This window comes from Vibrio sp. 9-16B-A1 (assembly GCF_056726165.1).
This window is the reverse complement of sequence record NZ_JBSDZD010000002.1, coordinates 159,688-183,071: the sequence shown is the minus strand read 5'-3', so window position 1 is coordinate 183,071 and position 23,384 is coordinate 159,688. Positions and strand designations below refer to the sequence as shown.

At 53.5% G+C, this 23,384-nt stretch carries 23 protein-coding genes; 10 read left to right on the top strand and 13 right to left on the bottom strand.

Annotated features, from left to right (window positions below; all coding sequences use genetic code 11):
* Positions 1–35: 35 nt before the first annotated feature.
* The gene (gene pspF, locus ACVB80_RS04530; RefSeq protein ID WP_481080081.1) at positions 36–1,031 is read right to left on the bottom strand and encodes a phage shock protein operon transcriptional activator; all 996 of its coding nucleotides are present in this window, start codon (positions 1,029–1,031) and stop codon (positions 36–38) included.
* A 169-nt stretch (positions 1,032–1,200) separates the two neighbouring features.
* Between pspF and pspA the strand changes: the two genes are divergently transcribed.
* The 7 genes from pspA (at position 1,201) to ACVB80_RS04495 (ending at position 8,420) form a co-directional block, all read left to right on the top strand.
* Positions 1,201–1,863, top strand: a complete 663-nt coding sequence (gene pspA / locus ACVB80_RS04525) for a phage shock protein PspA (RefSeq protein WP_481080080.1) — start codon at positions 1,201–1,203, stop codon at positions 1,861–1,863.
* 20 nt (positions 1,864–1,883) lie between these two features.
* Positions 1,884–2,114 (top strand): envelope stress response membrane protein PspB, encoded by a 231-nt coding sequence (gene pspB / locus ACVB80_RS04520; RefSeq protein ID WP_481080079.1) that lies wholly within the window; start codon positions 1,884–1,886, stop codon positions 2,112–2,114.
* Positions 2,111–2,506: an envelope stress response membrane protein PspC gene (pspC, locus tag ACVB80_RS04515; RefSeq protein WP_481080078.1), complete on the top strand. Its 396-nt coding sequence runs from the start codon at positions 2,111–2,113 to the stop codon at positions 2,504–2,506. Before pspB ends, pspC begins: the two co-directional genes overlap by 4 nt.
* A 158-nt stretch (positions 2,507–2,664) precedes the next feature.
* Positions 2,665–3,699, top strand: a complete 1,035-nt coding sequence (locus ACVB80_RS04510) for an efflux RND transporter periplasmic adaptor subunit (protein ID WP_481080077.1) — start codon at positions 2,665–2,667, stop codon at positions 3,697–3,699.
* Position 3,700: 1 nt separating this feature from the next.
* Positions 3,701–4,774 (top strand): efflux RND transporter periplasmic adaptor subunit, encoded by a 1,074-nt coding sequence (locus tag ACVB80_RS04505; protein WP_481080076.1) that lies wholly within the window; start codon positions 3,701–3,703, stop codon positions 4,772–4,774.
* Positions 4,771–7,857, top strand: a complete 3,087-nt coding sequence (locus ACVB80_RS04500) for an efflux RND transporter permease subunit (protein WP_481080075.1) — start codon at positions 4,771–4,773, stop codon at positions 7,855–7,857. Before ACVB80_RS04505 ends, ACVB80_RS04500 begins: the two co-directional genes overlap by 4 nt.
* Positions 7,854–8,420: a DNA-3-methyladenine glycosylase I gene (locus tag ACVB80_RS04495; RefSeq protein ID WP_481080074.1), complete on the top strand. Its 567-nt coding sequence runs from the start codon at positions 7,854–7,856 to the stop codon at positions 8,418–8,420. The genes ACVB80_RS04500 and ACVB80_RS04495 overlap by 4 nt, the downstream gene beginning before the upstream one ends.
* A 75-nt stretch (positions 8,421–8,495) precedes the next feature.
* Here ACVB80_RS04495 and ACVB80_RS04490 read toward each other — a convergent pair whose 3' ends face one another.
* Together ACVB80_RS04490 and cls are read right to left on the bottom strand one after the other, a co-directional pair.
* Positions 8,496–9,686: a cystathionine beta-lyase gene (locus tag ACVB80_RS04490; protein WP_481080073.1), complete on the bottom strand. Its 1,191-nt coding sequence runs from the start codon at positions 9,684–9,686 to the stop codon at positions 8,496–8,498.
* A 98-nt stretch (positions 9,687–9,784) separates the two neighbouring features.
* Positions 9,785–11,239 carry a cardiolipin synthase gene (gene cls, locus ACVB80_RS04485; protein ID WP_481080072.1) on the bottom strand — a complete coding sequence of 485 codons (1,455 nt, stop codon included), beginning with the start codon at positions 11,237–11,239 and terminating at the stop codon, positions 9,785–9,787.
* Between the two features lie 330 nt (positions 11,240–11,569).
* On the opposite strand from cls, the gene ACVB80_RS04480 reads away from it, so the two are divergent.
* The 3 genes from ACVB80_RS04480 to ACVB80_RS04470 all read left to right on the top strand — a co-directional run bounded on the left by ACVB80_RS04480 (position 11,570) and on the right by ACVB80_RS04470 (position 14,634).
* A complete protein-coding gene (locus ACVB80_RS04480; protein ID WP_481080071.1) occupies positions 11,570–12,904 on the top strand; it encodes a sodium-dependent transporter in 1,335 nt (444 codons plus the stop codon).
* A gap of 96 nt (positions 12,905–13,000) precedes the next feature.
* Positions 13,001–13,693, top strand: coding sequence for a TIGR01621 family pseudouridine synthase (locus ACVB80_RS04475; protein ID WP_481080070.1), 693 nt, complete (start codon positions 13,001–13,003; stop codon positions 13,691–13,693).
* An 8-nt stretch (positions 13,694–13,701) separates the two neighbouring features.
* On the top strand, positions 13,702–14,634 hold the full coding sequence (locus ACVB80_RS04470; protein ID WP_481080069.1) for a class I SAM-dependent methyltransferase: 933 nt from the start codon (positions 13,702–13,704) through the stop codon (positions 14,632–14,634).
* 114 nt (positions 14,635–14,748) lie between these two features.
* Here ACVB80_RS04470 and ACVB80_RS04465 read toward each other — a convergent pair whose 3' ends face one another.
* From ACVB80_RS04465 to ACVB80_RS04420, 10 genes are all read right to left on the bottom strand, one after another.
* Positions 14,749–15,159, bottom strand: a complete 411-nt coding sequence (locus tag ACVB80_RS04465) for a GspS/AspS pilotin family protein (RefSeq protein WP_481080068.1) — start codon at positions 15,157–15,159, stop codon at positions 14,749–14,751.
* Between the two features lie 4 nt (positions 15,160–15,163).
* Complete coding sequence (locus ACVB80_RS04460) at positions 15,164–15,460, bottom strand: YciI family protein (RefSeq protein ID WP_481080067.1); 297 nt, start codon at positions 15,458–15,460, stop codon at positions 15,164–15,166.
* A 110-nt stretch (positions 15,461–15,570) separates the two neighbouring features.
* Positions 15,571–15,966: an acyl-CoA thioester hydrolase YciA gene (yciA, locus tag ACVB80_RS04455; protein ID WP_481080066.1), complete on the bottom strand. Its 396-nt coding sequence runs from the start codon at positions 15,964–15,966 to the stop codon at positions 15,571–15,573.
* Between the two features lie 71 nt (positions 15,967–16,037).
* On the bottom strand, positions 16,038–16,586 hold the full coding sequence (locus ACVB80_RS04450; RefSeq protein ID WP_481080065.1) for a septation protein A: 549 nt from the start codon (positions 16,584–16,586) through the stop codon (positions 16,038–16,040).
* Between the two features lie 185 nt (positions 16,587–16,771).
* A complete protein-coding gene (locus tag ACVB80_RS04445; RefSeq protein WP_481080370.1) occupies positions 16,772–18,049 on the bottom strand; it encodes a dicarboxylate/amino acid:cation symporter in 1,278 nt (425 codons plus the stop codon).
* A 284-nt stretch (positions 18,050–18,333) separates the two neighbouring features.
* On the bottom strand, positions 18,334–19,140 hold the full coding sequence (gene trpA, locus ACVB80_RS04440; protein ID WP_481080369.1) for a tryptophan synthase subunit alpha: 807 nt from the start codon (positions 19,138–19,140) through the stop codon (positions 18,334–18,336).
* Positions 19,140–20,330 carry a tryptophan synthase subunit beta gene (trpB, locus tag ACVB80_RS04435; RefSeq protein WP_481080064.1) on the bottom strand — a complete coding sequence of 397 codons (1,191 nt, stop codon included), beginning with the start codon at positions 20,328–20,330 and terminating at the stop codon, positions 19,140–19,142. The genes trpA and trpB overlap by 1 nt, the downstream gene beginning before the upstream one ends.
* A gap of 14 nt (positions 20,331–20,344) precedes the next feature.
* Positions 20,345–21,766, bottom strand: a complete 1,422-nt coding sequence (trpCF, locus tag ACVB80_RS04430) for a bifunctional indole-3-glycerol-phosphate synthase TrpC/phosphoribosylanthranilate isomerase TrpF (RefSeq protein WP_481080063.1) — start codon at positions 21,764–21,766, stop codon at positions 20,345–20,347.
* A gap of 4 nt (positions 21,767–21,770) precedes the next feature.
* Entirely contained in the window at positions 21,771–22,769 is a 999-nt protein-coding gene (trpD, locus tag ACVB80_RS04425; RefSeq protein WP_481080062.1) for an anthranilate phosphoribosyltransferase, read from the bottom strand.
* A gap of 21 nt (positions 22,770–22,790) precedes the next feature.
* Positions 22,791–23,384, bottom strand: coding sequence for an aminodeoxychorismate/anthranilate synthase component II (locus ACVB80_RS04420; protein WP_481080061.1), 594 nt, complete (start codon positions 23,382–23,384; stop codon positions 22,791–22,793).

Below are 23,384 nucleotides of genomic sequence, written 5' to 3'. Positions count from 1 at the left end.
CTAATTTATCATTTTTTTTGAACCACACCAAACGATTAGTCGCCTGTTTGTCCGACCAGTCCGTATTTGCGCAGCATTCCCCTTAACTGATGGTAGCTCAGGCCGAGCAATTTCGCAGCCTGCTTCTGATTGTGTCTGGCTTCTTCAAGTGCCTGGTTTAAAAGCTGAATATCACTTTCTTCCTGCCATTGTTTGTAGTCGAGCGGGAAAACCGGCTTTGATGGCGGGGCATCCGGTGTGGGGGAGGCTTCAGTTTCCTGCCAGTCACTGCGAAACGGATCAAACACAATATCGCTGACAGGCTCAGGGTTGCTGCCGTGCTGATAGACGGCGCGTTCGGTAACATTTTTCAGCTCACGTACGTTGCCTGGCCAGTCGTAGTCTGTCAGCTTTTTCTGAAGCTGATGGCTGAAACCGGCGAACAGCGGCAGGGAAAGCTCCCGGCACATCTTAATGGCGTAGTGCTCGGCCAGCAGCAGGATGTCTTCCCGGCGGGCCCTGAGTGGTGGCAGGTGGATCACGTCAAAAGCCAGCCGGTCGAGCAGGTCGGCGCGAAAGTCACCGCTGGCGGCCATTTTCGGCAAATCTGCATTGGTGGCGCACACCAGGCGCACATTGGCATTCAGGGTACGGTTACCGCCCACGCGTTCGTATTCACCGTATTCAATCACCCGCAGCAGCTTTTCCTGTACCGTCAATGGGGCGGTGGCCAGCTCATCGAGAAACAGAGTGCCATTTTCGGCCCGTTCAAAACGCCCCTGATGACGGCCTTTGGCACCGGTAAACGAGCCGGATTCATGACCAAACAGCTCCGAGTCCATCACTCCTTCGCTCAGGGTGGAGCAGTTCATGGAAATCAGTGGCTGATCCCAGCGGCGTGAGAGGTAATGGAGGCGCTGGGCGATAAGCTCCTTACCGGTACCGCGCTCGCCGATGATCAGCACCGGGCGTTCAATCGGGGCCAGACGGGATACTTTGTCCAGTACGCTGAGGAAAGCGGGAGATTCTCCGATCAGGTTTTGCTGTTTCATCATGCCTCCGTGGCGAATTTTACCAGGTATTGGTGAAATTCATCATAGCATACTTGTGCATAGGAGTGTGATTGCGTTAAGGTGCTGATATATAAGAGCTAAAAAGTTGGCATGCTTGTTGATTATATTCAGGTATCACCGCTAACGGTATTATAGAAGGAGATTGATTATGGGCATTTTCTCTCGTTTTGCAGACATCGTAAATTCCAACATCAGCGCACTGCTGGATAAAGCCGAAGATCCTGAAAAAATGATCCGCCTGATCATCCAGGAGATGGAAGATACCCTGGTAGAGGTTCGCACCAACTCGGCGCGTGCTATCGCGGATAAAAAAGAGCTGGCCCGCCGGGTTGAGTCAGTTGAGGCTCAGCTCAAAGACTGGCAGGATAAAGCTACGCTGGCACTGACCAAAGGTCGTGAAGATCTGGCCCGCGCCGCTCTGATTGAAAAGCAGAAGCTTCAGGATATGGTGAAAGGCCTGCATACTGAGCAGACTCTGGTGGAAGAGACCATTGAGAAGCTGACCGGTGAGATCGGTAAGCTGGAAGCCAAGATCAATGAGACCCGCGCCAAACAGCAGTCACTGATTATCCGTCGTCAGGCTGCCGGAAACCGCCGCGATGTGCAGCGTCATCTGCATGAAAGCAAAACTGCGGAAGCGTTCTCCAAGTTTGAGCAGTATGAGCGTAAGATTGATGAGCTGGAAGCCGAGGCGGACAGCTATACCTCAGGGCGCAACCTGGATCAGGAGTTTGCTGAACTGCAGGCGCAGGATGAGATTGAGCAGGAGCTGGAAAAAATGAAACAGCAACTGAATCAACAGGATAAATAACCTAACAGGGGAGTATGAATATGTCTGCAGCTTTTTTAACTGCACCACTGGTCGTCTTTCTGATCTTTGTCGCACCGTTGTGGCTGTGGCTGCATTACCGCAGCAAGCGCAATACCGCACAGGGTCTGTCAGAAGAAGACTTTGCGAAACTGCAGTCGCTGACCCGTCAGGCGGAAGGCCTGCAGCAGCGTGTTCAGACCCTTGAGCGTATCCTGGACTCTGAATCACCGAGCTGGAGGCAGAAGTTATGAGTGACCGTGCACTATACCGTGATCCGCGTAACGGCAAACTGGCCGGTGTGTGTGCGGGGCTGGCTCAGTACTTCGGTGTTGAGACCTGGCTGGTGCGGATCCTGGTTGCCTCGGCCGCGCTGCTGGGTGGTGGGTTTCTGGTCATACTTGCCTACCTTGCGCTGGCGCTGATGCTGGAAAAAAAGCCTTACACCGCCGGTGACGGCCGTGAATATCAGCCTCACGCAGAGATGAAGATCAAGAGCAAGCCCTGGCAGACCGGCGAGTCGCCTCATCAGTTGCTGGAGAGTCTTGAAAAAGAGTTCACCGGTCTTGAGCGTTCGGTACAGGCGATGGAAGCGCATGTCACGTCTGATACCTTTAAGACCGAGCGTGAGTTCAGCAGGCTCTGAGCTGTCTGATTAATCACCAATTTGTAAATCCCGGCTGCTTTTGCCGGGATTTTTATTTCAACTAATTGAAATTCATCAAACTTTAAACAGGGTAAGTGGCGGTCAGGCCGGATGTCATCTATGGTGAACAGTAAATAAATCATCAGGATGAATAGACTATGCGGACAGGATTGTTTTCTGTTTCTCTGCTGGCACTGAGTGTGCTCGGCTGCTCGGAGCGTGAAGCTCCGGTTCCTGAACCGGCATCGCGGCCGGCCAAGATCATTACCGTTTCCCTCAGTGAAGAGGCGACAATCAGAACTTTCCCGGCGGTTGCTGAAGCTGGTGACAAAGCGTCACTGGCGTTTCGGGTGCCCGGGCAAATGATGAGTCTGGACGTACGCGCAGGTCAGCTGGTTGCCAAAGGCCAGGTATTGGCACGGCTTAACCCGGATGAGTACCAGCAACTGCTCAAACAGGCTCAGGCGAATTATCAGCTGGCGAATGTTCAGTTTAAGCGTTACAAGCGGTTGCGCGGTGAGAAGGTTGTTTCTGAGCAGGATTATGACAAGGCGGTTGCCAACCTGAACAGCGCCAAAGCCAATCTGGAGCAGGCTCAGGCTAAAGTCAGCTATACCGAGCTGAAAGCCCCTTATGATGGCACGATTTCCCTGACGGACATTGAAAATTACGAATATGTGAATGCTCAGCAGAGGGTCATGAACATTCAGACCAACGGCATGCTTAAGGTCGTATTCCAGCTGCCAGAGTATTTGTTGCGTCGCTTTAGTCAGGATCAGGTGGTCCGGGCCGATATGGTGTTTGATACCGCGCCGGGTCGTACATTCCCGCTTTCATTTCAGGAAATAGATACCGAGGCCGACGGCAAAACCAACAGTTATAAAGTCACCATGGTGATGGAGCGGCCGGAAGACGTTGGTCTGCTGCCAGGTATGTCCGGTCAGGTTGAACTGGAAATTCCCCGTGGGCAGCCGAGTCGCTTACCACTGACGGCGGTGGAGACTTCCGGTGATGAGAGCTGGGTATGGCGGCTGGATGAAAATGGTCAGGTCTCGAAAGTGAAAGTCGAACTGAATGATGACAATCAGGTGGTCTCGGGACTCAGTGATGGTGACCGGATTGTGGGCTCAGGGCTGGGTGCACTTACTGAAGGTCTGGTTGTCCGTGAATGGGTTAAGGAGCGGGGGCTGTAATATGAAACGTACAGGAATCGTAATATTGTCAGCGCTCGCACTCGCAGCCTGTGGTGATACCGGGGTTGGTATGCGGGATTATCAGCCGGAAGTAGTCGTGATGGATGTAGGCAGTAATCAAAGTGATACCCGGCTCTACTTTCCGGCGATAGCGAAAGCGGCGCACAAGTCTGCGCTCAGTTTCCGGGTTTCTGGTGAGATAAGTAAGCTGATGGCCACAGACGGCTACCTGGTGAAAAAGGGCGAGCTTCTGGCCAGGCTCGACAAGACTGATTACCGGCTGGCGGTAGATAATGCAGAGGCAAAATACAGCGTGGCAGACAGTCAGTACCGTCGCTCTGCCCAGCTGGTTAAAAAAGGCCTGTTGGCCCAGTCCCAGTTTGACGAGCTGGAAGCTCAGCGGGCGATTGCCAAAGCTGAACTGGATCTGGCTAAACTGCGACTCTCTTACACGGATTTAACCGCTCCTTTTGATGGTATCGTTTCGCGGGTTTCCGTTGATCAGTTTGAAAATATTCAGCCAGGCCAGCCGGTCGCCAATATTCATCGCACAGACAGTGTGGATGTGGTGATCCAGGTGCCAGACCGGATCTTTACCAAACAGCCGAAGAACATCGATCTGGATGCGATTGAAGTCAGTGTCCGGCTCAAGCCGGGACAGGAGTACCCGGCGAAGATCAAAGAGTACACCACAGAGCCAGACCCGCAGTCTGCTACCTACAATCTGACACTCACTATGCCAATGCCACACGATACCATCATTCTTGACGGTACGGCGCTGGAAGTGGGGGCTAAAAATACCCGTGAGCTCAATCTTGCCCCGCATCTGACTATTCCGGTTGAAGCTCTGTTTAACCAGGACGGGGATGACATTGACCGGGAGAACAAGTTCGTCTGGCTGGTGAATGAGAGCAATATCGTCAGTAAAACCCAGGTACGCACCGGCAAAGTGATTGATGATCAGGTCGCGGTACTGAGTGGCGTTGAGCCAGGTCAGCAGATTGTTATCGCAGGTGTTGCCCGCCTGAGAGATGGAATGGAAGTTAAACCAGTTACGCAGGAGGCGGGTCAATGAGTGATGTAGCTAACCAGCCACAGGAAAAAGGCATCGCAGCCTACTTTATTCAGAACAAGGTGATCAGCTGGATGGTTGCCCTGATCTTTCTGATTGGGGGAACGTCAGCGTTTTTTGGCCTTGGCCGTCTTGAAGACCCGGCGTTTACCATTAAAGATGCCATGGTGATCACCACCTATCCGGGTGCGACTCCGGTTCAGGTTGAAGAAGAGGTTTCTTACCCGCTTGAAAAAGCCATTCAGCAGCTGACCTATGTTGATGAGATCAAGTCCACCTCAACACGCGGCCTGTCTCAGATCACCGTCACCATGAAGAACAACTATGGCCCGGATGATCTGCCGCAGATCTGGGATGAGCTGAGACGTAAGGTCAACGATATCCAGGCCCAGCTTCCGCCCGGGGTGAATCCGCCACAGGTGATTGACGATTTTGGTGACGTGTACGGGATTCTGCTGGCGGTGACTGGCGATGGCTACTCTTATAAAGAGTTGCTCGACTACGTGGATTATCTGCGCCGTGACCTGGAGCTGATTGATGGGATAGGCAAAGTCAGTGTTTCTGGTCAGCAGCAGGAGCAGGTGTTTATTGAGATTTCGATGAAACGGATGAACACCCTGGGGATCGCGCCTTCGACCATTTATAACCTGCTTTCGACGCAAAACACCGTCTCAGACGCCGGTGCGATCCGTATCGGTACCGAATACATCCGTATTCAGCCAACCGGCGAGTTCAACGATGTGGATGAACTGGGCAACCTGATCCTTACCGAAGGGGGCGCTCAGGGACTGATTTATCTGCGTGATGTGGCCGAGATCAAGCGGGGTTACGTTGAAGTACCCGGCAACATCGTCAACTTTAATGGCAAGCTGGCGCTGAATATTGGTATCTCGTTCAGTGCCGGTATTAACGTTGTAGAAGCCGGTACCCGGGTTGACCGCAGGCTGGCGGAGCTGAAAGAGCAGCAACCGGTGGGCATTGATATTGCTGAGATCTACAGTCAGCCTAAAGAAGTAGACAAATCGGTACAGGGCTTTGTGGTCAGTCTGGCACAGGCGGTTGCGATTGTTATCGTGGTGCTGCTGTTCTTCATGGGGCTGCGTTCCGGCCTGCTGATCGGGCTTATTCTGCTGCTGACGGTGCTGGGCTCATTTATCTTTATGCAGTACATGCAGATTGAGCTGCAGCGGATCTCGCTCGGGGCGCTGGTTATCGCGCTGGGTATGCTGGTGGATAACGCCATAGTGGTGGTCGAGGGGATACTGGTCGGGACCCAGAAAGGGCGGACCCGTCTTCAGGCTGCGACCGATATCGTTACCCAGACCAAGTGGCCGCTGCTTGGTGCGACCGTGATTGCCGTCACCGCTTTTGCCCCTATCGGGCTGTCTGAAGATGCGACCGGTGAATACTGTGGCACCCTGTTCAGCGTACTGCTGATCTCCCTGATGCTGAGCTGGTTTACCGCAATTTCGCTGACGCCGTTTTTTGCCGATCTCTTCTTTAAGGAAGGGAAAAAGCAGGCCGAAGGTGAAGAGCAGGCGGATCCGTACAACGGTATGCTGTTTGTTGTTTACAAAGGCTTCCTGGAGTTCTGCATGAAGCGCGCCTGGGCAACGGTGATTGTACTGGTGGTGGCGCTGATGGCTTCACTGTACGGCTTCACTCAGCTTAAGCAGTCTTTCTTCCCGTCTTCGACTACGCCGATGTTTATGGTGGATGTCTGGATGCCGGAAGGCACTGATATTCGTGCGACTGACGAGAAACTCGGTGAGCTGGTTCACTGGCTGGAAAAAGACGAGGCGGTGGAGCACATCACATCGACCGCCGGCCGGGGCCTGCAGCGCTTTATGCTGACTTATGCACCGGGCAAATCCTATGCGGCGTATGGTCAGGTAGTGGTACGGGTTAAAGATTTTGAGCAGCTCGAACCCCTGATGCAATCACTGGCAGGGCATATTGGTAAAAACTACCCGCAAATCGATTATAAACTGAAGCGGGTCGAGCTTGGCCCAGGTGGTGGCTCCAAGATTGAAGCGCGGATCATTGGCTCTGATCCAACCGTTCTGAGAAGTCTGGCGGGTCAGGTGGTGGATGTGATGCGTGCAGACCCTGGCGCGTTTGATATTCGCCATGACTGGCGCGAGCGTACCAAAGTACTGGAGCCACGTTTTAACGAGAGTCAGGCGCGCCGCTACGGTATAACCAAATCGGACCTGGATCAGATGCTGAGCATGTCGTTCTCCGGTAAAACCATTGGTGTGTACCGCGATGGCACCACTCTGATGCCAATCGTTGCGCGTCTGCCGGATGATGAACGTGCGACGATTCAAAGCATCGAAGGGATGAAGATCTGGAGCCCGGCGCTGAGTGAATACGTGCCACTGCAGCAGGTGATCCTGGATTACGAACTGCGCTGGGAAGACCCGGTAATAGAGCGTAAAGATCGTAAACGCATCCTGACTGTGATGGCTGACCCGGACCCGTTTGGTGAGGAAACCGCAGCTACTTTGCAAAATCGTCTGATGGAAAAAATTGAAGCCATTGAGTTCCCGCCGGGCTACCAGCTGGAGTGGGGCGGTGAATATGAGTCATCGGCTAAAGCAAAAGGCTCGCTGTATCAGACCATGCCGCTGGGCTATCTGTTTATGTTCCTCATTACCGTGTTCCTGTTTAACTCGGTGAAAGAGCCGCTGATCGTCTGGCTGACAGTACCTCTGGCGGTGATAGGTGTCACCACCGGCCTGCTGATGTTCAATACCCCGTTTGGCTTTATGGCGTTGCTGGGCTTCCTCAGTCTGTCAGGTATGCTGCTTAAAAACGGCATCGTATTGCTCGATCAGATTGAGATTGAGATGAAGTCAGGTAAAGCGCCGTATCAGGCGGTGGTGGAAGCGTCCCTGAGCCGGGTACGTCCGGTTTGTATGGCCGCGATTACCACTATCTTGGGTCTGGTTCCGCTTCTGCCGGATATTTTCTTTAAACCGATGGCGGTGACCATTATGTTTGGCCTTGGTTTTGCGACCGTGCTGACCCTGATTGTGGTGCCGGTACTGTACCGGATTTTCCATCGTATAGAGGTATCATGATGACGGAAGATATGACCTGCGCCTGGGCGCTGAATCATCCGCTGGAGCGGGAGTATCACGACAGCGAATGGGGTATCCCGGTCTTTGATGACCGGGTGCTGTTCGAGTTCCTGACCCTGGAAGGGGCGCAGGCGGGCCTTAGCTGGATCACTATTCTCAAAAAGCGTGAAGGCTACCGGCAGGCGTTTGAGGATTATGATATCGAACGTCTCTCGGGCTTTGGAGAGCAGGATGTAGAGCGGATCATCGCAGACTTTGATGTGGTCCGGCACAGGGGCAAGATTGCCTCTGTGTTTTCCAATGCCAGCGCGGCACTGGCGCTTATCGATGAGTTCGGCTCGCTCAGTGACGCTCTGTGGCAATTTACCGGCGGTGAGGTGCAGGTAAATCACTGGCAGTCGATGGAGCAGGTCCCGGCGAGTACTGACCAGTCCAGAGCCATGAGTAAATTTTTGAAAAAGCGGGGCTTTAAGTTTGTCGGCGAGACTATCTGTTATGCCTTCATGCAGGCAACCGGAATGGTGAATGACCACCTGGTGAGTTGCCCGTGCCGTGGTCGTTAGCAGCTATACCGCAAAAAGAGCGAACCCTGAGGTTCGCTCTTTTTTTACCGCTACTTCTTTATAGCCGTTGCATTGTTACTGACAGGCGAGGTTATAGCGTTTAAGCCCTTCTTCCAGATCGGCAATCAAATCATCGCAGTCTTCAAGGCCGACATGCAGCCGGACAAGTGTTCCTTCAAAGCCAGGATTTGCCACAGTGCGCAGGCTGTTAAAGCTCTTCGGTTCATTGGCCAGAATCAGGCTTTCAAATCCACCCCAGGAATAGCCCATACTGAAGTGCTTCATACCATCGAGCAGCGCAGTGGTGGCTTTGGGTACGCTGGTTTTCAGCACAAACGAGAACAGACCGTTTCCGCCGGTGAAATCGCGGGCGAAAAACTCATGGCCGGGGCAGGTTTCCAGCGCCGGGTGGCGAACGTGGTCGACTTCCGGGCGCGCAGCCAGCCATTTGGCGATTTTAAGGCTGTTTTGCTCGTGTTGCTTAAGGCGGACTTCCAGGGTACGCAGGCCGCGCAGGCCAAGGTAAGCATCGTCAGCAGAAATGCACTGGCCCATCAGGTAGCTCTGTTCGCGCAGTTGATCCCAGCAGCGTTCATTAGCAACAGCGGTACCCATCATCACATCGGAGTGGCCGATGATGTATTTGGTTGCCGCCTGAATCGAGATGTCCACGCCGTGCTCAAACGGGGAGAAGTTCACGCCTGCGCCCCAGGTGTTATCCAGCATTACTACTATATCGTGCTGATGGGCGATCTCAGACAGGGTGGGAATGTCCTGCAGCTCCATGGTGATGGAACCTGGTGACTCGGTAAACAGCACTTTGGTGTTGGGCTGGATAAGATCGCGGATCCCTTCACCGATCAGTGGTGGATAGTAGGTGGTCTCCACGCCCATTTTCTTCAGAATGATGTCGCAAAAATCGCGGGTTGGCTCATAGCAGGTATCCACCATCAGCACGTGATCCCCGGCGGAGACAAACGCAAGCAGGGCATTGGAGATCGCTGCCGCGCCGCACGGGTAGAGTGCACAGCCCGCACCGCCTTCTATTTCCGTCATTGCCTGCTGAAAAGCAAAGTGGGTCTGGGTGCCACGGCGGCCATAAAACAGGGTGGGCCCCATACGTTCGCTGGCGGCTTTGTGTTTCTCAGCCACGCTGTCGAAAACGATGGTGGAGGCTTTCTGAATCGGCGGGTTTACCACGCCGTGAGTCCATTTTTTATCGCGTCCGGCGGTGACCAGTTTTGTTGAGAGTTTCTTATCAGGCATGACTTTTCCTTGTTATTTCTGATGCGGCCGTAAAACGGCCGGGCATTGTTCCAGGTTAACCAATCTGTGGCTACGGAGCAATGCCCTGTATGTTGAGGTCAGAGCAGAGGGCTGAGCAGGAAGTAGGCGCGTTCAAAGAAGCGGTGAATGAATCCCCGCTCTGACCATACCGCCGACTCAATTTTGTGGGCTTTTTCGATATAGGACTGCTGCACCCAGTACAGCTCCTGAGTAAAGGCTTTGTCATCCACCGCCAGGGTGACTTCAAAGTTGAGCCACAGGCTGCGCATGTCCAGGTTTACCGTACCGATCAGCGCATAGTGCTCATCAATCACAACTGACTTGGTATGCAGCAGGCCGCCGCTGAACTCGTAGATCTCGATTCCGGCATTGAGCAGTTCGGTATAAAAAGCTTTGGATGCCCATTTCACCATAATGGAGTCGTTACGGTGCGGGATGATCAGTTCCACCCGCACACCCCGCTGGGCGGTCATCTTCAGGGTCTCAAGCAGGCTTTCGCTCGGGACAAAATAAGGGGTGGTGATCCGCACAGACTTTTTGGCCTGGCTGATGGCCAGGGTAAGAACCTGCTGGATCAGGTTCTCCGGCATACCCGGACCTGATGGCACCACCTGAACCGGGTGGGGGCCGGTGCGTGTATCAACAGCGCAGGCAGGGTAGCCAGGCAAAATGCGTTCACCGGTTTCTACTTCCCAGTCCCAGGCGTGAATTGCTGCCAGTACGTTTACCGTCGGGCCGGTAACCCGGACCATCACATCAATCCACTGACCAACACCTGCATCCTGCTTGAAGTGTGCCGGGTCGACCATGTTCATTGAGCCGGTATAGGCGACGTTATCGTCAATAGTGATGATCTTGCGGTGCTGGCGGAGGTCAAGACGACGCAGAAACACACGCATGGGTGATACGGCCAGTGCCTGAACCACTTCCACACCGGCATCGGTCATCATTTTATACCAGTGGCTGCGGAAATAGCGGTGGCTGCCGGCAGAGTCGAGCAGCACCTGAACGCTGACTCCGCGCTTGGCGGCTTTGATCAGCGCGCTGGCGACTGAATCCGCCAGTCCACCCGGATGCCAGATATAAAATACCATCCGGATATTGTGTTCGGCTTTCTCTATGTCTTCGATGATGGAATGCAGAATGTCGGAAGGCGAAGTCTGCAGCGACAGGGTATTGCCACACAGCGCCGGGATATCAGTGCGGTTCGAGCACAGGTCATGGATCTGGGTGATCTCACTGTCCATCAGCTCTGGCAGGTGGGCCTGACAGTCGTGAAGCTGGTTAAACCAGAAGCCGTAGGGGCTGAACATGTTCCTGGCCCGCTCCGCCCGTTTCCGGCCAAGATTAAGCTCCCCAAACAGGAAATAGCAAAGCACGCCCAGTACCGGGATGATGTAGATGATCATCAGCCAGGCCAGAGAAACACTGACCGCGCGGCGTTTCAGAACCACACGGATGGTCACACCGGCGACCAGTATCCAGTAGAGAATCAGGCTCACCAGAGCAAATAGTTGATAAAACTTTTCCATTATCAGGCAGATAGTAATTATTCAGCCAAATCATACTAGCATCAAAGCCGTCAGGGACACCAGCAAACGGAGCGGGAATTCGGTAATCAATTATGAACAGAATCGATCAGGATAAGTATCGGAAATGTGAAAAGCCTGTAGGTGTTAAATTTACATTCGGACAAAAAAACAGCGAACGATAGCTTTAATTACACTAACGGCGGGAATTTATAGCGCGGACGCTTTAAATTTTACTCGCAAACTGTTTTACTTGCCATACACTGAAAACAACACAGAAAAACTTTGAGTGTAAATTTAATTGTACACTCTTGGCGATTAAGCAGGATTAATATGGCAACTCAATCTCGTGCTCAGTTCTCTTCGAAGCTGGGATTCATTATGGCCGCTGCCGGTTCAGCGGTTGGTTTGGGCAATATCTGGGGTTTTCCTACCCAGGCGGCAAGTAATGGCGGTGCGGTATTCCTGTTTACCTATCTGGTGATGGTGTTTGTGCTGGCGTGCCCGATGCTGATCGCAGAGCTCACCATTGGCCGCTATGGTCAGTCCAACCCGATTCAGTCGTTAAGAGCAGTTTGGCCTAAGGGTAAGATGGGCGCGGTGCTTATCGGGGTTGTAGCCCTGACGGTCTCGTCACTGATTCTCAGTTTCTACGCTATTATCGCAGGCTGGCTGATCGGTGAGTTTGCAGGTAATGCACTTGAGCTCATTGGGTTAAACGGCGCAGCCGAATGGCTGACCAGCTTTGGTCTGGCACGTAATCTGCTGTTGATGGTAAGTTTCATCGGTCTGACGATGTATGTCGTTCAGGCAGGTGTTGCAAATGGTATCGAGCGCTGGTCAAGTCGTCTTATGCCTGTACTGCTGGTACTGTTTGTGGTGATGATCGGATACATCCTGACTCAGGATGGTGCGATGGAAGGCCTGAAAATGTACCTGGTACCGGATTTTTCTCACTTCAGCGCCGATCTGGTTGTCAGCGCTATGGGGCAGGCTTTCTTCTCACTTTCACTCGGTGTGGGTGCGATGATGGTATACGGTTCTTACCTGAAAAAAGACGCCAACCTGCCTAAAACTGCTATTCAGGTATCCCTTGTTGATACCGGTATTGCGATCTGTGCTGGTCTGCTGGTGCTGCCAGCGATGTTTGTTGCAAAGCAGAATGGCGTAGAAATTTTCTCTCCATCGGGTGAGCTGCTTAGCTCTGATACTCTGGTGTTTACCGTATTGCCGGCTATGTTCGACACCATGGGCTCAGTTGGCCTGGTGGCTGGCCTGATGTTCTTCGCCCTGATGATCATTGCTGCGCTTACATCATCTATTGCAATGCTGGAAGTACCGGTTGCGTGTGCGACTGAAGAGCTGAATCAAAGCCGTAAAGTTGCGGTTGCCTGGATTGGTGGCGTGATCACTATTGCCTCTGCATTGATTGTAATGAACTTCGGCACCCTGTTTGGTTTTGTGGTAACCCTGACCACCGTTTATGCTCAGCCAATTCTGGCGCTGGTATTTGCCCTGCTGGTTGGCTGGGTATGGAACCGCAATAAGCTGCTGGAAGAGCTTAAGCAGGGTCACCCGGAAATTGAACAGAGCCTGTTCTGGAAGATCTGGCCGCTGTACGTTCGTGTGGTTTGTCCTGTACTGACGCTGGTGGTGTTCTTCGCATGACGGGTCCCCGTCTGACAACCGGATAAAATCCCGGTATACTCAACCAAAATTCTGACAAGCCCGCTCTGACGCGGGCTTTTATTCGTTACGATGAAGATGTTTGATATTGTTTTTACCCATCCTGACTTTCTGCTGATCAACAAGCACCAAGGTGTCAGCGTCCATAAAGATGACGGGGATACGGCGCTTCTGCAGGAAGTCGCCAAAGCCAGCGGTGATGCGCAGCTGTGGCTGATTCACCGTCTGGACAAAATGACCTCTGGCCTGCTGTTGCTTGGCCGTAACGCGCAGGCTGCTTCCACGCTTTCCGGTCTGTTTGCTGACCGGGAAGTGGAAAAATTCTACCTGGCGATTGGCAGTAAAAAACCGAAGAAGAAGCAGGGCGTTGTAATCGGTGATATGGAGCGCTCGCGCCGCGCCTCCTGGAAGCTGATTGCCAGCAAAGACAATCCGGCTGTCACCCAGTTTTTTTCTCTGGCCGGTGAGCCAGGAGAGCGGCTGTTTCTGTGTAAGCCCCGTACCGGCAAGACTCATCAGATCCGGGTTGCACTGAAGTCAGTGGGTTCGGCTATTGTCGGTGATGAGATATACAATGCTTCGGCTAAAGCTGACCGGGGATACCTGCACGCTTACGCGCTCAGCTTTTGCTATCAGGGAGAGCAGTTCCGCTTTGTGTGTGACCCGCGTGAAACGCCGTCTCTGGGCGCAAAATGGCAGGCAGAAGCGGTGGCGAATGCACTGCTGGAATGGCAGGCGCCGTGGGCGCTTAACTGGCCAAAAATTAAGTGAGATAAGTAATGGAAATTCAAGCATTAAGCCAGTTCTGGCCACACCTTAATCAGCAGCTGGAGCAGGCTCCGGATGAACTGCGCCGCGTGTTTCATGGCCGTGGCCGTTGCTACCCGGGGCTGGAGCAGCTGACCGCAGACTGGCTGCAGGGTCAGCTGGTGGTGAATCTGTTTAAACCGGCCGACGAAGCGTTTTTACAGGAGCTGCGCCGTGGTCTGGGTGAACTGGCGCAAAGCCCATTGTGGGCCGGGAAGAAAGGCCGGGCGATTTTGCTTCAGCACCGTTACCAGGATGGTGCGCCGTTTGAGGTGGTTGCCGGTGAACCTGAGCTTCACCCTGTAGTGCAGGAGTCAGGACTGAGCTATCAGCTGCTGCTGGGCAAGAACCAGAACTTTGGCCTGTTTCTGGACATGCGTCTTGGCCGGGACTGGATCCGTGAACGCTCAAAACACAAGAACGTGCTTAACCTGTTTGCTTACACCTGCGGCTTTTCTGTAGCTGCGGTCGAAGGCGGAGCGGATAAAGTGGTTAACGTGGATATGTCACGCGGCTCACTCAGCCGTGGCCGCGAGAACCACAAGCTGAATGACCACGAGCTGAATAAAGTGTTCTTTCTGGGACACGATATTTTCCGTTCGTGGGGCAAAATCAAAAAGGGCGGACCATACGACCTGGTGGTAATTGACCCACCTTCTTTCCAGAAAGGCAGCTTTGCCCTGAGTAAAGACTACAAGAAAATTCTGCGCCGCCTGCCGGATCTTCTGGCTGAGGGTGGTGAAGTGCTGGCGTGCGTCAACTCACCTGCGGTTACGCCTGACTTTCTGATTGAATCCATGCGCGAAGAAGCTCCGGAGCTGGAGTATCAGTACCGGCTGGATAACCCGCCGGAGTTTCCGGACAGTGATGCGGATGCGGCGCTGAAGGCGTTGGTGTTTAGTTGAATTAAAAAAACCTCCTGGCCGGGAGGTTTTTTGGTTGCGGGGTTCGTGGGACGTGGTTCGGGGGGATTTTCCCCCAGGCGACTTAGCCGCTGAGTTCCCATACCATCTCGCGTCTTACTGTTTTGCGGACTGGCAGCTGGCCTGGGTGACGGCCTGATCGAGCAGCAACTGGCCGCGGCTGTTGCGCAGCAGTAAGCGGTAGTTCACGCCTGCTTCCATCACTTTTTGGGTCATGTTGTTGCTGCAGTAATAGCTGACGGCGTTGCTCATCAGTGCCTGCGGTGTTTCACCACCACCGTCCTGGTTGTAGATCATCATCAGCTCAACCGTACCCTGTTTGGCTTTGGCGCTCATAACCTTGAGCGGGCCATATTCCACAGGGAGGCCCGCAGCGAGTACGTTAGCGCGTTGCTCTGCGGCCATATTGATTTTTTCCTGCTGATCGTCAGTGGAAGCACAGCCGGTGACCAGGGCACCTGCGGCTATCAGGGTTATCAGTTTTGGCGATAAGGAGCGTGTTCTCATGTTGCTAAAATACCTTTTTAAACGGTTTGACGATCACTTTCTCATAAACGCCTGCTTCAATATAAGGGTCTGCATCCGCCCATGCCTGCGCCTGCTCCAGCGAATCAAATTCGGCGATCACCGTTGAGCCGGTAAAGCCGGCTTCACCCGGGTTGTCGCTGTCGATGGCGGGCATTGGACCTGCAGTCAGCAGGCGGCCTTCGTCCTGCAGCAGTTGCAGGCGGGCAAGGTGGCGGTCACGAACGCTTTGGCGTTTTGACAATGAATTTTCGACGTCCTGAGAGAAGATCACATACCACATGAGCTAATTCCTTGTTTATTAAGCAATGGTCCTGATAGTAAACCCTCAGGCCTGCAAACGCATCCCATATTCCGCGATATGTGAGTCTGTATCACTGTTCAGGGCCCGGATTACTCGCCTTTTACCGGACGCGGACGGCCCTGGCTGTCGATCGCGACATAGTTAAACTGGGCTTCACATACCTGGTAGCGCTCGCCAATGCCGTCTTCACAGACCGGCTTCACCCATACAGCGAGGTGAATCTCCATTGAGGTGCGGCCGATTTTGGTGCACTCACCGTAACAACAGACAACATCGCCGACACGCACTGGTTTTTTAAAAGTGATACTGGAAACTGAGACAGTGACGATACGGCCATGAGAGATCTCTTTGGCAAGGATGCCGCCGGCAAGGTCGAGCTGGGACATGATCCAGCCACCAAAAATATCGCCGTTAGCGTTGGTGTCCGCCGGCATCGCCAGCGTTCGCAGCAGAAGTTGACCACGAGGGGTGTTTGCAGTTGTCATACTACTTTCCTAAAACAGAAAACCCTCCGCAGGCATCAGGCCTGCGAAGGGCAATTAAAAATCAGTAACAGTTATTCCTGTTCCGGTGACTCATCGGTTTTTGGCATGTGCTTATAAATATAGAGACCGGTTAACAGGGTGAAGCCAAACGTGGCGGCCAGCAGACCAAACACTTTAAAGTTGACCCATACATCCAGTGACAGGCTGAAAGCAACATATACGTTCAGCACCGCACACACGGTGAAAAAGCCAATCCACGCCCAGTTTATTTTGTTCCATACCGCGTCAGGCAGGGTGATCTCTTTGGCAAGCATGCCTTTGATCACCGGTTTGCCAATCATCTGGGTGATCAGCAGTCCAAGCGCGAACACCATATAAACGATGGTGACTTTCCATTTAATAAAGTTATCGTCGTGGAGGAAGATGGTCATGCCGCCGAACACGGCGACCATAACAAAGGTGACCAGCTGCATTTTTTCCACTTTCTTATACATAAAGTAAGTGACGGCGATTTGAATCGCTGTTGCGACGATCAGTGCACCGGTTGCCGTGTAGATGTCGTACATCTTGTACAGGGCAAAAAAGATAATCAGTGGAATAAAATCAATCAGTTGTTTCATTATGGACTACTTTCCTCAAACATAACCGTTACAGTCTACCCAAATTGGCGGCCGGAACAAACCGTCAATACAGATTTAGACACAGTTTGTGGCGCTTTGTTTCCTTACTTCAGACACTCAAAAGCCGGGCTGGGCCCGGCTTTGGTTATGACTGCATCGGAAAATGCAGTTAACTCTTTTTAAGCTTACGCTTCCTGCTTCTCAGGAACCGGCTGAGCCGCTTCCTCTTTCACCAGGCTGTCTACGATAACCGCACACGCCGCATCACCTGTGATGTTAAGCGCAGTACGGATCATATCGAAGATACGGTCCAGAGCGAACAGCAGTGGCAGGCCTTCGATAGGAATACCGGCAGCCAGCAGTACTGCTACAACCAGGAATGAAGGACCAGGTACACCCGCCTGACCAACCGCACCCAGGGTAGAGGTCACGATGATCGCGATGTAAGCACCCATGCTCAGGTCGATTTCAAACAGCTGAGCAAAGAAGATAGCAACCAGACCGTAGTAGATCGCGTTACCACTCATGTTGATGGTCGCGCCCAGCGGCAGGGTGAACGATGCAGTAGAGTTCGATACTTTCAGCTCGTGCTCACAGGTATCCATGGTTACCGGCAGGGTTGCCATAGAAGACGCGGTAGACAGTGCTACGGCCTGAGGCTTTTTCATCGCAGTGATGAACTTGCGCGCAGAGGTCTTGGTGAACAGCTGAACCATCGCAGGGTAAACGATAAAGCCGAAGATCAGAATAGCAGCAACGTAAACTACGAACAGTTTGAATACCACCATCAGGGCGCCGAAACCAAAGGTACCGACTGCTTCTGCCATCAGGCCGAATACACCGATTGGTGCGATAACCATTACCGCGTTGATCATCCATACCATAGCATCGACGATAGCGTTTACGCCGTTCAGAAGGGGAGTGCGACGCTCTTCTTCCAGTTTGGAAACCGCGATACCGAAGAACAGGCAGAATACCAGGATCTGCAGGATATTGGCTTCATTCAGCGACTGGAATACGTTGGTTGGGATCATACCGATAACGGTCGCCCAGAAGGTAGGCAGGCCACCTTTATCCGCGTACTCCGCAGAGAACATGCTCTGAACGGAAGATACGTCGATACCTGTACCTGGCTGGAATACCTCACCCATTACCAGCGCCAGCGCAACCGCCAGTGCTGAAGTCAGGGCAAAGAAACCCAGGGTAAAGCCGCCGACTTTACCGGCAGAATGACTGTTACCCAGACCAGCCGCACCTGAAATCAGTGCAACCGCAACCAGTGGAACAACCAGCATCTTGATCAGGGCGATAAAAATGGTGCCCAACGGGCCAAAAATGGTAGCTGTCTCGCCCATTACGGCACCGGCTAAGGTACCGAGGATCATCGCAATCACGACCTGAAAGCCGATGTTGCGTACTATTGATTTGTCTTTTAACACTTCCGTAACCTCTGTGCTATAAATGTTGTGTTTTACAGGAACAATATCCAGGTTTTATTCCTGTCCTGGAGGATTGTTCCGAATTGCTTTTTTACACGGATATGACATTCGGATCAACGACAACAACATATTCGGCGGCGTTTTTTAAACATCGCTCAGATAAGTGAATGATTTTGTGATTTTGGGGTATTTACGTGTCACAAATGTTAATGTGTGTAGTTGCTTATCTAAATTGGCGGGAATAACTGGGTGGGGGACATATAAAGGCGCCTTATGGGTTTATAAGGCGCCTGTTAATTAATGAAATGTTACTTTTGTGTGGCGGATTTCATGGAGGAGACGAACTCTGCCAGCTTTGCCAGCATGGTTTCCGGCTGATCAGCGTTTTGTTCAATGATCTTCACCACAGCAGAGCCGGAGATGGCACCGGCTGCGCCGGATTCAATCGCCTGTTTCACCTGGGCCGGCTCCGAGATACCAAAACCAAGCAGGGAAGGTGGCGCATTGTATTGCGTCAGTGTCTCCAGTTGAGTGGTCACCGGCATGTTGGCTTTGGTCTCTGCACCTGTCACGCCTGCGCGTGACAGCAGGTAAGTGTAACCGCCGCCCAGCTCAGCAACCTGCTTCAGGGTTTCGTCTGATGCGGTTGGCGGTGCAATAAAGATTGGCTTCACGCCGTATTTCTCTGCAGCCGCTACAAACTCGCCGCTTTCACCGGTCGGTACGTCCGCGATCAGTACTGAATCGACACCGGCCTGCTGGCAGCGCTGGTAGAAGTTATCGACACCGCGGGCGTAGACCAGGTTGGCATACATCAGCAGGCCGATTGGCAGCTCAGGGTATGCCGCGCGGATCTGGCCGATAAGCTCAAAACAGGTATCTGGCGTAGTACCTGAGTCCAGTGCGCGGATGTTCGCACCCTGGATGGTCGGGCCATCAGCCAGCGGATCTGAGAACGGAATACCCAGTTCCAGAGCATCCGCGCCGGATTCCACCAGGGTTTTCATGATCTGCAGTGACAGTTCCGGGGTTGGGTCACCCACAGTAACAAAAGGAACAAATGCGCCCTGGCCCTTTTCTTCAAGGCGGGCAAACAAAGCCTGGTAACGGTCCATCATAGTGCTCCTTTTTCTTCCAGAATGTCGTGAACGGTGAAGATGTCTTTATCGCCGCGGCCGGAAAGGTTAACTACCAGCAGCTGCTCTTTTTCCGGGTTTTCCTGCGCCATTTTCAGGGCGTAAGCCAGCGCGTGTGAAGACTCCAGTGCCGGAATGATACCTTCGTTGCGTGCCAGCGCCTGGAAAGCTTCCAGTGCTTCATCATCTGTGATGGCGACGTATTCGGCGCGGCCAGTCGCATTCAGGTGCGCGTGCTGCGGGCCAACAGACGGGAAGTCCAGGCCGGCAGAGACAGAGTAAGATTCTTCTACCTGGCCGTGCTCGTCCTGCATCAGCGGGGCTTTCATGCCAAAGAAGATGCCGGTCTTGCCGTGTTTAAGCGGCGCGCCGTGCTGGTCGGTGTCGATACCAAGGCCGGCAGGCTCAACGCCGATAAGGCCAACGCCTTCTTCTTCGATAAAGTCAGCAAACATACCAATAGCGTTTGAACCACCGCCAACACAGGCAATGACAGAATCCGGCAGGCGGCCTTCGCGCGCCAGGATCTGGTTTTTGGTTTCTTCACCGATCATGCGCTGGAACTCGCGCACGATAGTCGGGAATGGGTGAGGACCGGCCGCAGTACCCAGCAGGTAGTGCGCGGTCTCGTAGCTGCCGGACCAGTCGCGCAGTGCCTCGTTACAGGCATCTTTCAGAGTTGCGCTGCCGGAATGTACCGGGATCACTTCTGCGCCCATCAGACGCATACGGAATACGTTCGGGCTCTGACGCTCGACGTCTTTGGCACCCATGTATACGCGGCATTTCAGGCCAAGCAGGGCACACGCCAGTGCCGTCGCCACACCGTGCTGACCAGCGCCGGTTTCTGCGATGATCTCATCTTTACCCATGCGTTTTGCCAGCAGCGCCTGTCCCAGTACCTGGTTGGTTTTGTGGGCGCCGCCGTGCAGCAGGTCTTCACGCTTCAGGTAAAGCTTGGTTTTGGTGCCTTTGGTCAGGTTGCGGCACAGGGTCAGCGCGGTCGGACGACCAGCGTACTCCTGCAGCAGGGTCATAAACTCGGCGCGAAATGCCGGGTCTTCCTGCGCATCGATAAATGCCTGCTCGAGTTGCTCAAGAGCCGGGACCAGGATCTGAGGTACATACTGACCTCCGTATTCGCCAAAATAGGCATCCAGTTTAGCCATGACAGTTCCTTATATTAAAAATGACGAATCGCGCTGAACGCTTCGTTTAATTTGTTGAGATCTTTTTTACCCGGCGCAGATTCCACACCGGAGTTCAGGTCGAGGCCGAGGCAGCCGAGTCTGGCTGCGTCGGTTACATTATTTGGGTTCAGGCCCCCGGCAAGCATAATTTTGTCCAGTGGCTGCTCTTTCAGCAGCGACCAGTCAAATGTCTGGCCGGTTCCGCCGCATTGTCCTGCGACTTTGCTGTCGAGCAGATGGCGGTCGACGTTCTGTTCCAGAAGGGCCGGGACCTGGCCGTCTACCGGGTACGCTTTCCAGATCTGGCACTGCTCCGGCAACGCCTGGCGAAGAGCGTCGATATACGCCTGGTCTTCATTGCCGTGCAGCTGTACAGCTGTGAGGCCAAGCTCTTTTGCTGTTTGCACGACTTCATCCTGTGGGTGGTTTTGGAACACGCCCACGTATTTCAGTGGCGCACCGCTCATCACCAGCCGGGCAGCCTCCAGGTCCACGTGACGCTTTGATGCCGGAACGAAGATAAGCCCGCCGTAAACAGCACCGGCTGAATACGCCTTGGCCGCATCATCCGGGTGGGTCAGGCCGCATACCTTGTTATCCCCGGTCAGCACTTTGCGCACTGCCAGCTCAAGGTTGGCTTCGCCCATCAGCGAGCTGCCGATCAAAAAGCCTTTGGCGAAATTTGCCAGATCACGAACCTGCTGGTGATTGTAGATGCCGGACTCAGAGATAACGATGGTGCCTTCAGGCAGTTTTGGCGCCAGCTCTTTGGTGCGGTTCAGGTTGATAGAAAGGTCACGCAGGTTGCGGTTGTTGATCCCAACTACTTTTGCGCCAAGACTGATCGCACGTTCCAGTTCTTCTTCGTTACTGACTTCCGTCAGAATGCCGAGTCCCAGACTGTGTGCCGTATCGGCCAGTTCACGGTACTCGCTGTCATCGAGCACAGACAACATCAGCAGGATCGCATCCGCCTGATAGTGGCGGGCGAGGTATACCTGATAGGTATCCACCATAAAGTCCTTGCACAGAACAGGCTGGCTGGTCTGGCGTTTTACCTGAGGCAGAAAATCAAAGCTGCCCTGGAAGTATTTCTCATCGGTCAGCACCGAGATGGTGGTAGCGTAGTTTTTGTAAACTGAGGCGATGTAATCGAGATCGAAGTCATCGCGGATCAGCCCCTTTGACGGAGAGGCCTTTTTGCATTCCAGAATAAAACGGGTGCCTGGCTGGCTGAGCGCATCGTAAAAACTGCGGTCAGATGGTTCAAGCTTATCTTTAAAGCTCTCCAGCGGCTGCTCTGCTTTTCGCTGGGCAACCCAGACGTGTTTGTCTGCGACGATTTTGGCCAGTACCTGGGCCATATCACGCTGTTTCTGGCTTACAGGCTGTGTTTGGTTTTTGGATTGAGTCATCGGATTATCCCCGCTCTGCCAGTTGTTCAACCAGTTGATACGCTTTGCCTGAGTTCATCGCCTCAATGGCCTGTTGCGTGTTGGCTTTCAGGTCTTCATTGCCAAACAGTTTCAGCAGCAGGGCAACGTTGACCGCCACCGCAGAAACCTGAGCTTCGGTGCCTTTACCGGTCAGAATATTGGTGATGATGGCGCGGTTCTCAGCCGGCTCGCCACCTTTGATGGCTTCAAGCGGATGAGTATTTACGCCAAAGTCTTCCGGAGTCAGCACGTATTCAGTGATCTGACCGTCTTTGATTTCCGCGACCTGAGTTTCACCGTGAATGGCGACTTCATCCAGTCCACTGCCGTGTACCACTGCCGCGCGTTTAAAGCCCATCTCCAGCATGGTTTCGGCGATAGGGCGGATAAGCGCCGCATCGTACACACCCATCAGCTCGATGTTGGGTCTGGCCGGGTTGATCAGCGGGCCGAGAATATTAAAGATGGTGCGGGTTTTCATTGCCTGGCGCACCGGCATGGCGTGACGAACGCCCTGGTGGTACTGAGGAGCAAACAGGAAAGCCACGCCAAGGTCGTCGACCGCTTTACGGGTGTCTTCTGCGCTCATTGCCAGATTGATGCCAAATGAGTCGAGCAGATCGGACGAGCCCGATTTGCTCGATACGCCGCGGTTACCGTGTTTGGCGACTTTGATACCACACGCCGCAGCGACAAAGGCCGCCGTGGTGGAGATATTAATGGTGTTGGAGCCGTCACCGCCGGTGCCGACGATATCAGCAAAGTCATAATCCGGGCGCGGGAACGGGCTGGCGTTTTCCAGCAACGCGCTGGCGGCACCGGCGATTTCTGCCGGAGTTTCGCCTTTGATTTTCAGTGCGGTCAGTACCGCTGCCAGCAGCATAGGGTCCATTTCGCCTTTGATGATGGCGTCAAACAGGGTCTGGCTCTCTTCGCGGCTTAAAGACTGCTGCTGATACAGTTTATTGATGATCTGTTCCATATCTTATTCTTCCTTATTCTGTTACTGCAGACCGGCAGGCTTCAGTGCCCACTCAATGGTATTGGCCAGTAGTTGCGCGCCGCTGGTGGTCATGATTGATTCCGGGTGGAACTGAAAGCCACACACCCGGTCAGCCTCATTGACCACAGACATCACCAGTCCATCGACTTCTGCGGTCACCGTCAGTGAATCCGGCACTTGTTGCGCCACCAGAGAGTGGTAGCGGGCAATGGCCAATGGCGAAGGCAGCCCCTGATACACGGCGTGATCCTGATGTTCCATCATGGAGACTTTGCCGTGGACGATATCGCCCGCGCCACCAACCACGCCGCCGTAGGCTTCCACGATCGCCTGGTGGCCGAGGCAGATACCGATCATTGGCACTTTGCCTTTGAGGCGGGCGATAAGCTCAGGCATAGAGCCTGCTTCTGCCGGAGCGCCAGGGCCAGGAGAGAGGATCACAACCGGATTTTCCAGCGCGTTCACCGCCTGCTCGATAGCCTTTGCTGCAATATGATTACGGTACACCGTGACAGGGTAACCTAACGAGCGAAACTGATCGACCAGGTTGTAAGTAAAAGAGTCGAAGTTATCAACGAATACTAAATGGGCCAT

What these genes read in the sequence shown, in the direction of transcription:
- pspA (WP_481080080.1), top strand. Translation starts at nt 1,201, where the DNA reads ATGGGCATTTTCTCTCGTTTTGCAGACATCGTAAATTCCAACATCAGC.
- ACVB80_RS04505 (WP_481080076.1), top strand. Translation starts at nt 3,701, where the DNA reads ATGAAACGTACAGGAATCGTAATATTGTCAGCGCTCGCACTCGCAGCC.
- ACVB80_RS04510 (WP_481080077.1), top strand. Translation starts at nt 2,665, where the DNA reads ATGCGGACAGGATTGTTTTCTGTTTCTCTGCTGGCACTGAGTGTGCTC.
- ACVB80_RS04450 (WP_481080065.1), bottom strand. Translation starts at nt 16,586, where the DNA reads ATGAAACAACTGATTGATTTTATTCCACTGATTATCTTTTTTGCCCTG.
- pspB (WP_481080079.1), top strand. Translation starts at nt 1,884, where the DNA reads ATGTCTGCAGCTTTTTTAACTGCACCACTGGTCGTCTTTCTGATCTTT.
- ACVB80_RS04465 (WP_481080068.1), bottom strand. Translation starts at nt 15,159, where the DNA reads ATGAGAACACGCTCCTTATCGCCAAAACTGATAACCCTGATAGCCGCA.
- ACVB80_RS04500 (WP_481080075.1), top strand. Translation starts at nt 4,771, where the DNA reads ATGAGTGATGTAGCTAACCAGCCACAGGAAAAAGGCATCGCAGCCTAC.
- trpA (WP_481080369.1), bottom strand. Translation starts at nt 19,140, where the DNA reads ATGGACCGTTACCAGGCTTTGTTTGCCCGCCTTGAAGAAAAGGGCCAG.
- ACVB80_RS04420 (WP_481080061.1), bottom strand. Translation starts at nt 23,384, where the DNA reads ATGGCCCATTTAGTATTCGTTGATAACTTCGACTCTTTTACTTACAAC.
- trpD (WP_481080062.1), bottom strand. Translation starts at nt 22,769, where the DNA reads ATGGAACAGATCATCAATAAACTGTATCAGCAGCAGTCTTTAAGCCGC.
- trpB (WP_481080064.1), bottom strand. Translation starts at nt 20,330, where the DNA reads ATGGCTAAACTGGATGCCTATTTTGGCGAATACGGAGGTCAGTATGTA.
- trpCF (WP_481080063.1), bottom strand. Translation starts at nt 21,766, where the DNA reads ATGACTCAATCCAAAAACCAAACACAGCCTGTAAGCCAGAAACAGCGT.
- yciA (WP_481080066.1), bottom strand. Translation starts at nt 15,966, where the DNA reads ATGACAACTGCAAACACCCCTCGTGGTCAACTTCTGCTGCGAACGCTG.
- pspF (WP_481080081.1), bottom strand. Translation starts at nt 1,031, where the DNA reads ATGAAACAGCAAAACCTGATCGGAGAATCTCCCGCTTTCCTCAGCGTA.
- ACVB80_RS04460 (WP_481080067.1), bottom strand. Translation starts at nt 15,460, where the DNA reads ATGTGGTATGTGATCTTCTCTCAGGACGTCGAAAATTCATTGTCAAAA.
- ACVB80_RS04495 (WP_481080074.1), top strand. Translation starts at nt 7,854, where the DNA reads ATGATGACGGAAGATATGACCTGCGCCTGGGCGCTGAATCATCCGCTG.
- ACVB80_RS04470 (WP_481080069.1), top strand. Translation starts at nt 13,702, where the DNA reads ATGGAAATTCAAGCATTAAGCCAGTTCTGGCCACACCTTAATCAGCAG.
- cls (WP_481080072.1), bottom strand. Translation starts at nt 11,239, where the DNA reads ATGGAAAAGTTTTATCAACTATTTGCTCTGGTGAGCCTGATTCTCTAC.
- ACVB80_RS04480 (WP_481080071.1), top strand. Translation starts at nt 11,570, where the DNA reads ATGGCAACTCAATCTCGTGCTCAGTTCTCTTCGAAGCTGGGATTCATT.
- pspC (WP_481080078.1), top strand. Translation starts at nt 2,111, where the DNA reads ATGAGTGACCGTGCACTATACCGTGATCCGCGTAACGGCAAACTGGCC.
- ACVB80_RS04475 (WP_481080070.1), top strand. Translation starts at nt 13,001, where the DNA reads ATGTTTGATATTGTTTTTACCCATCCTGACTTTCTGCTGATCAACAAG.
- ACVB80_RS04490 (WP_481080073.1), bottom strand. Translation starts at nt 9,686, where the DNA reads ATGCCTGATAAGAAACTCTCAACAAAACTGGTCACCGCCGGACGCGAT.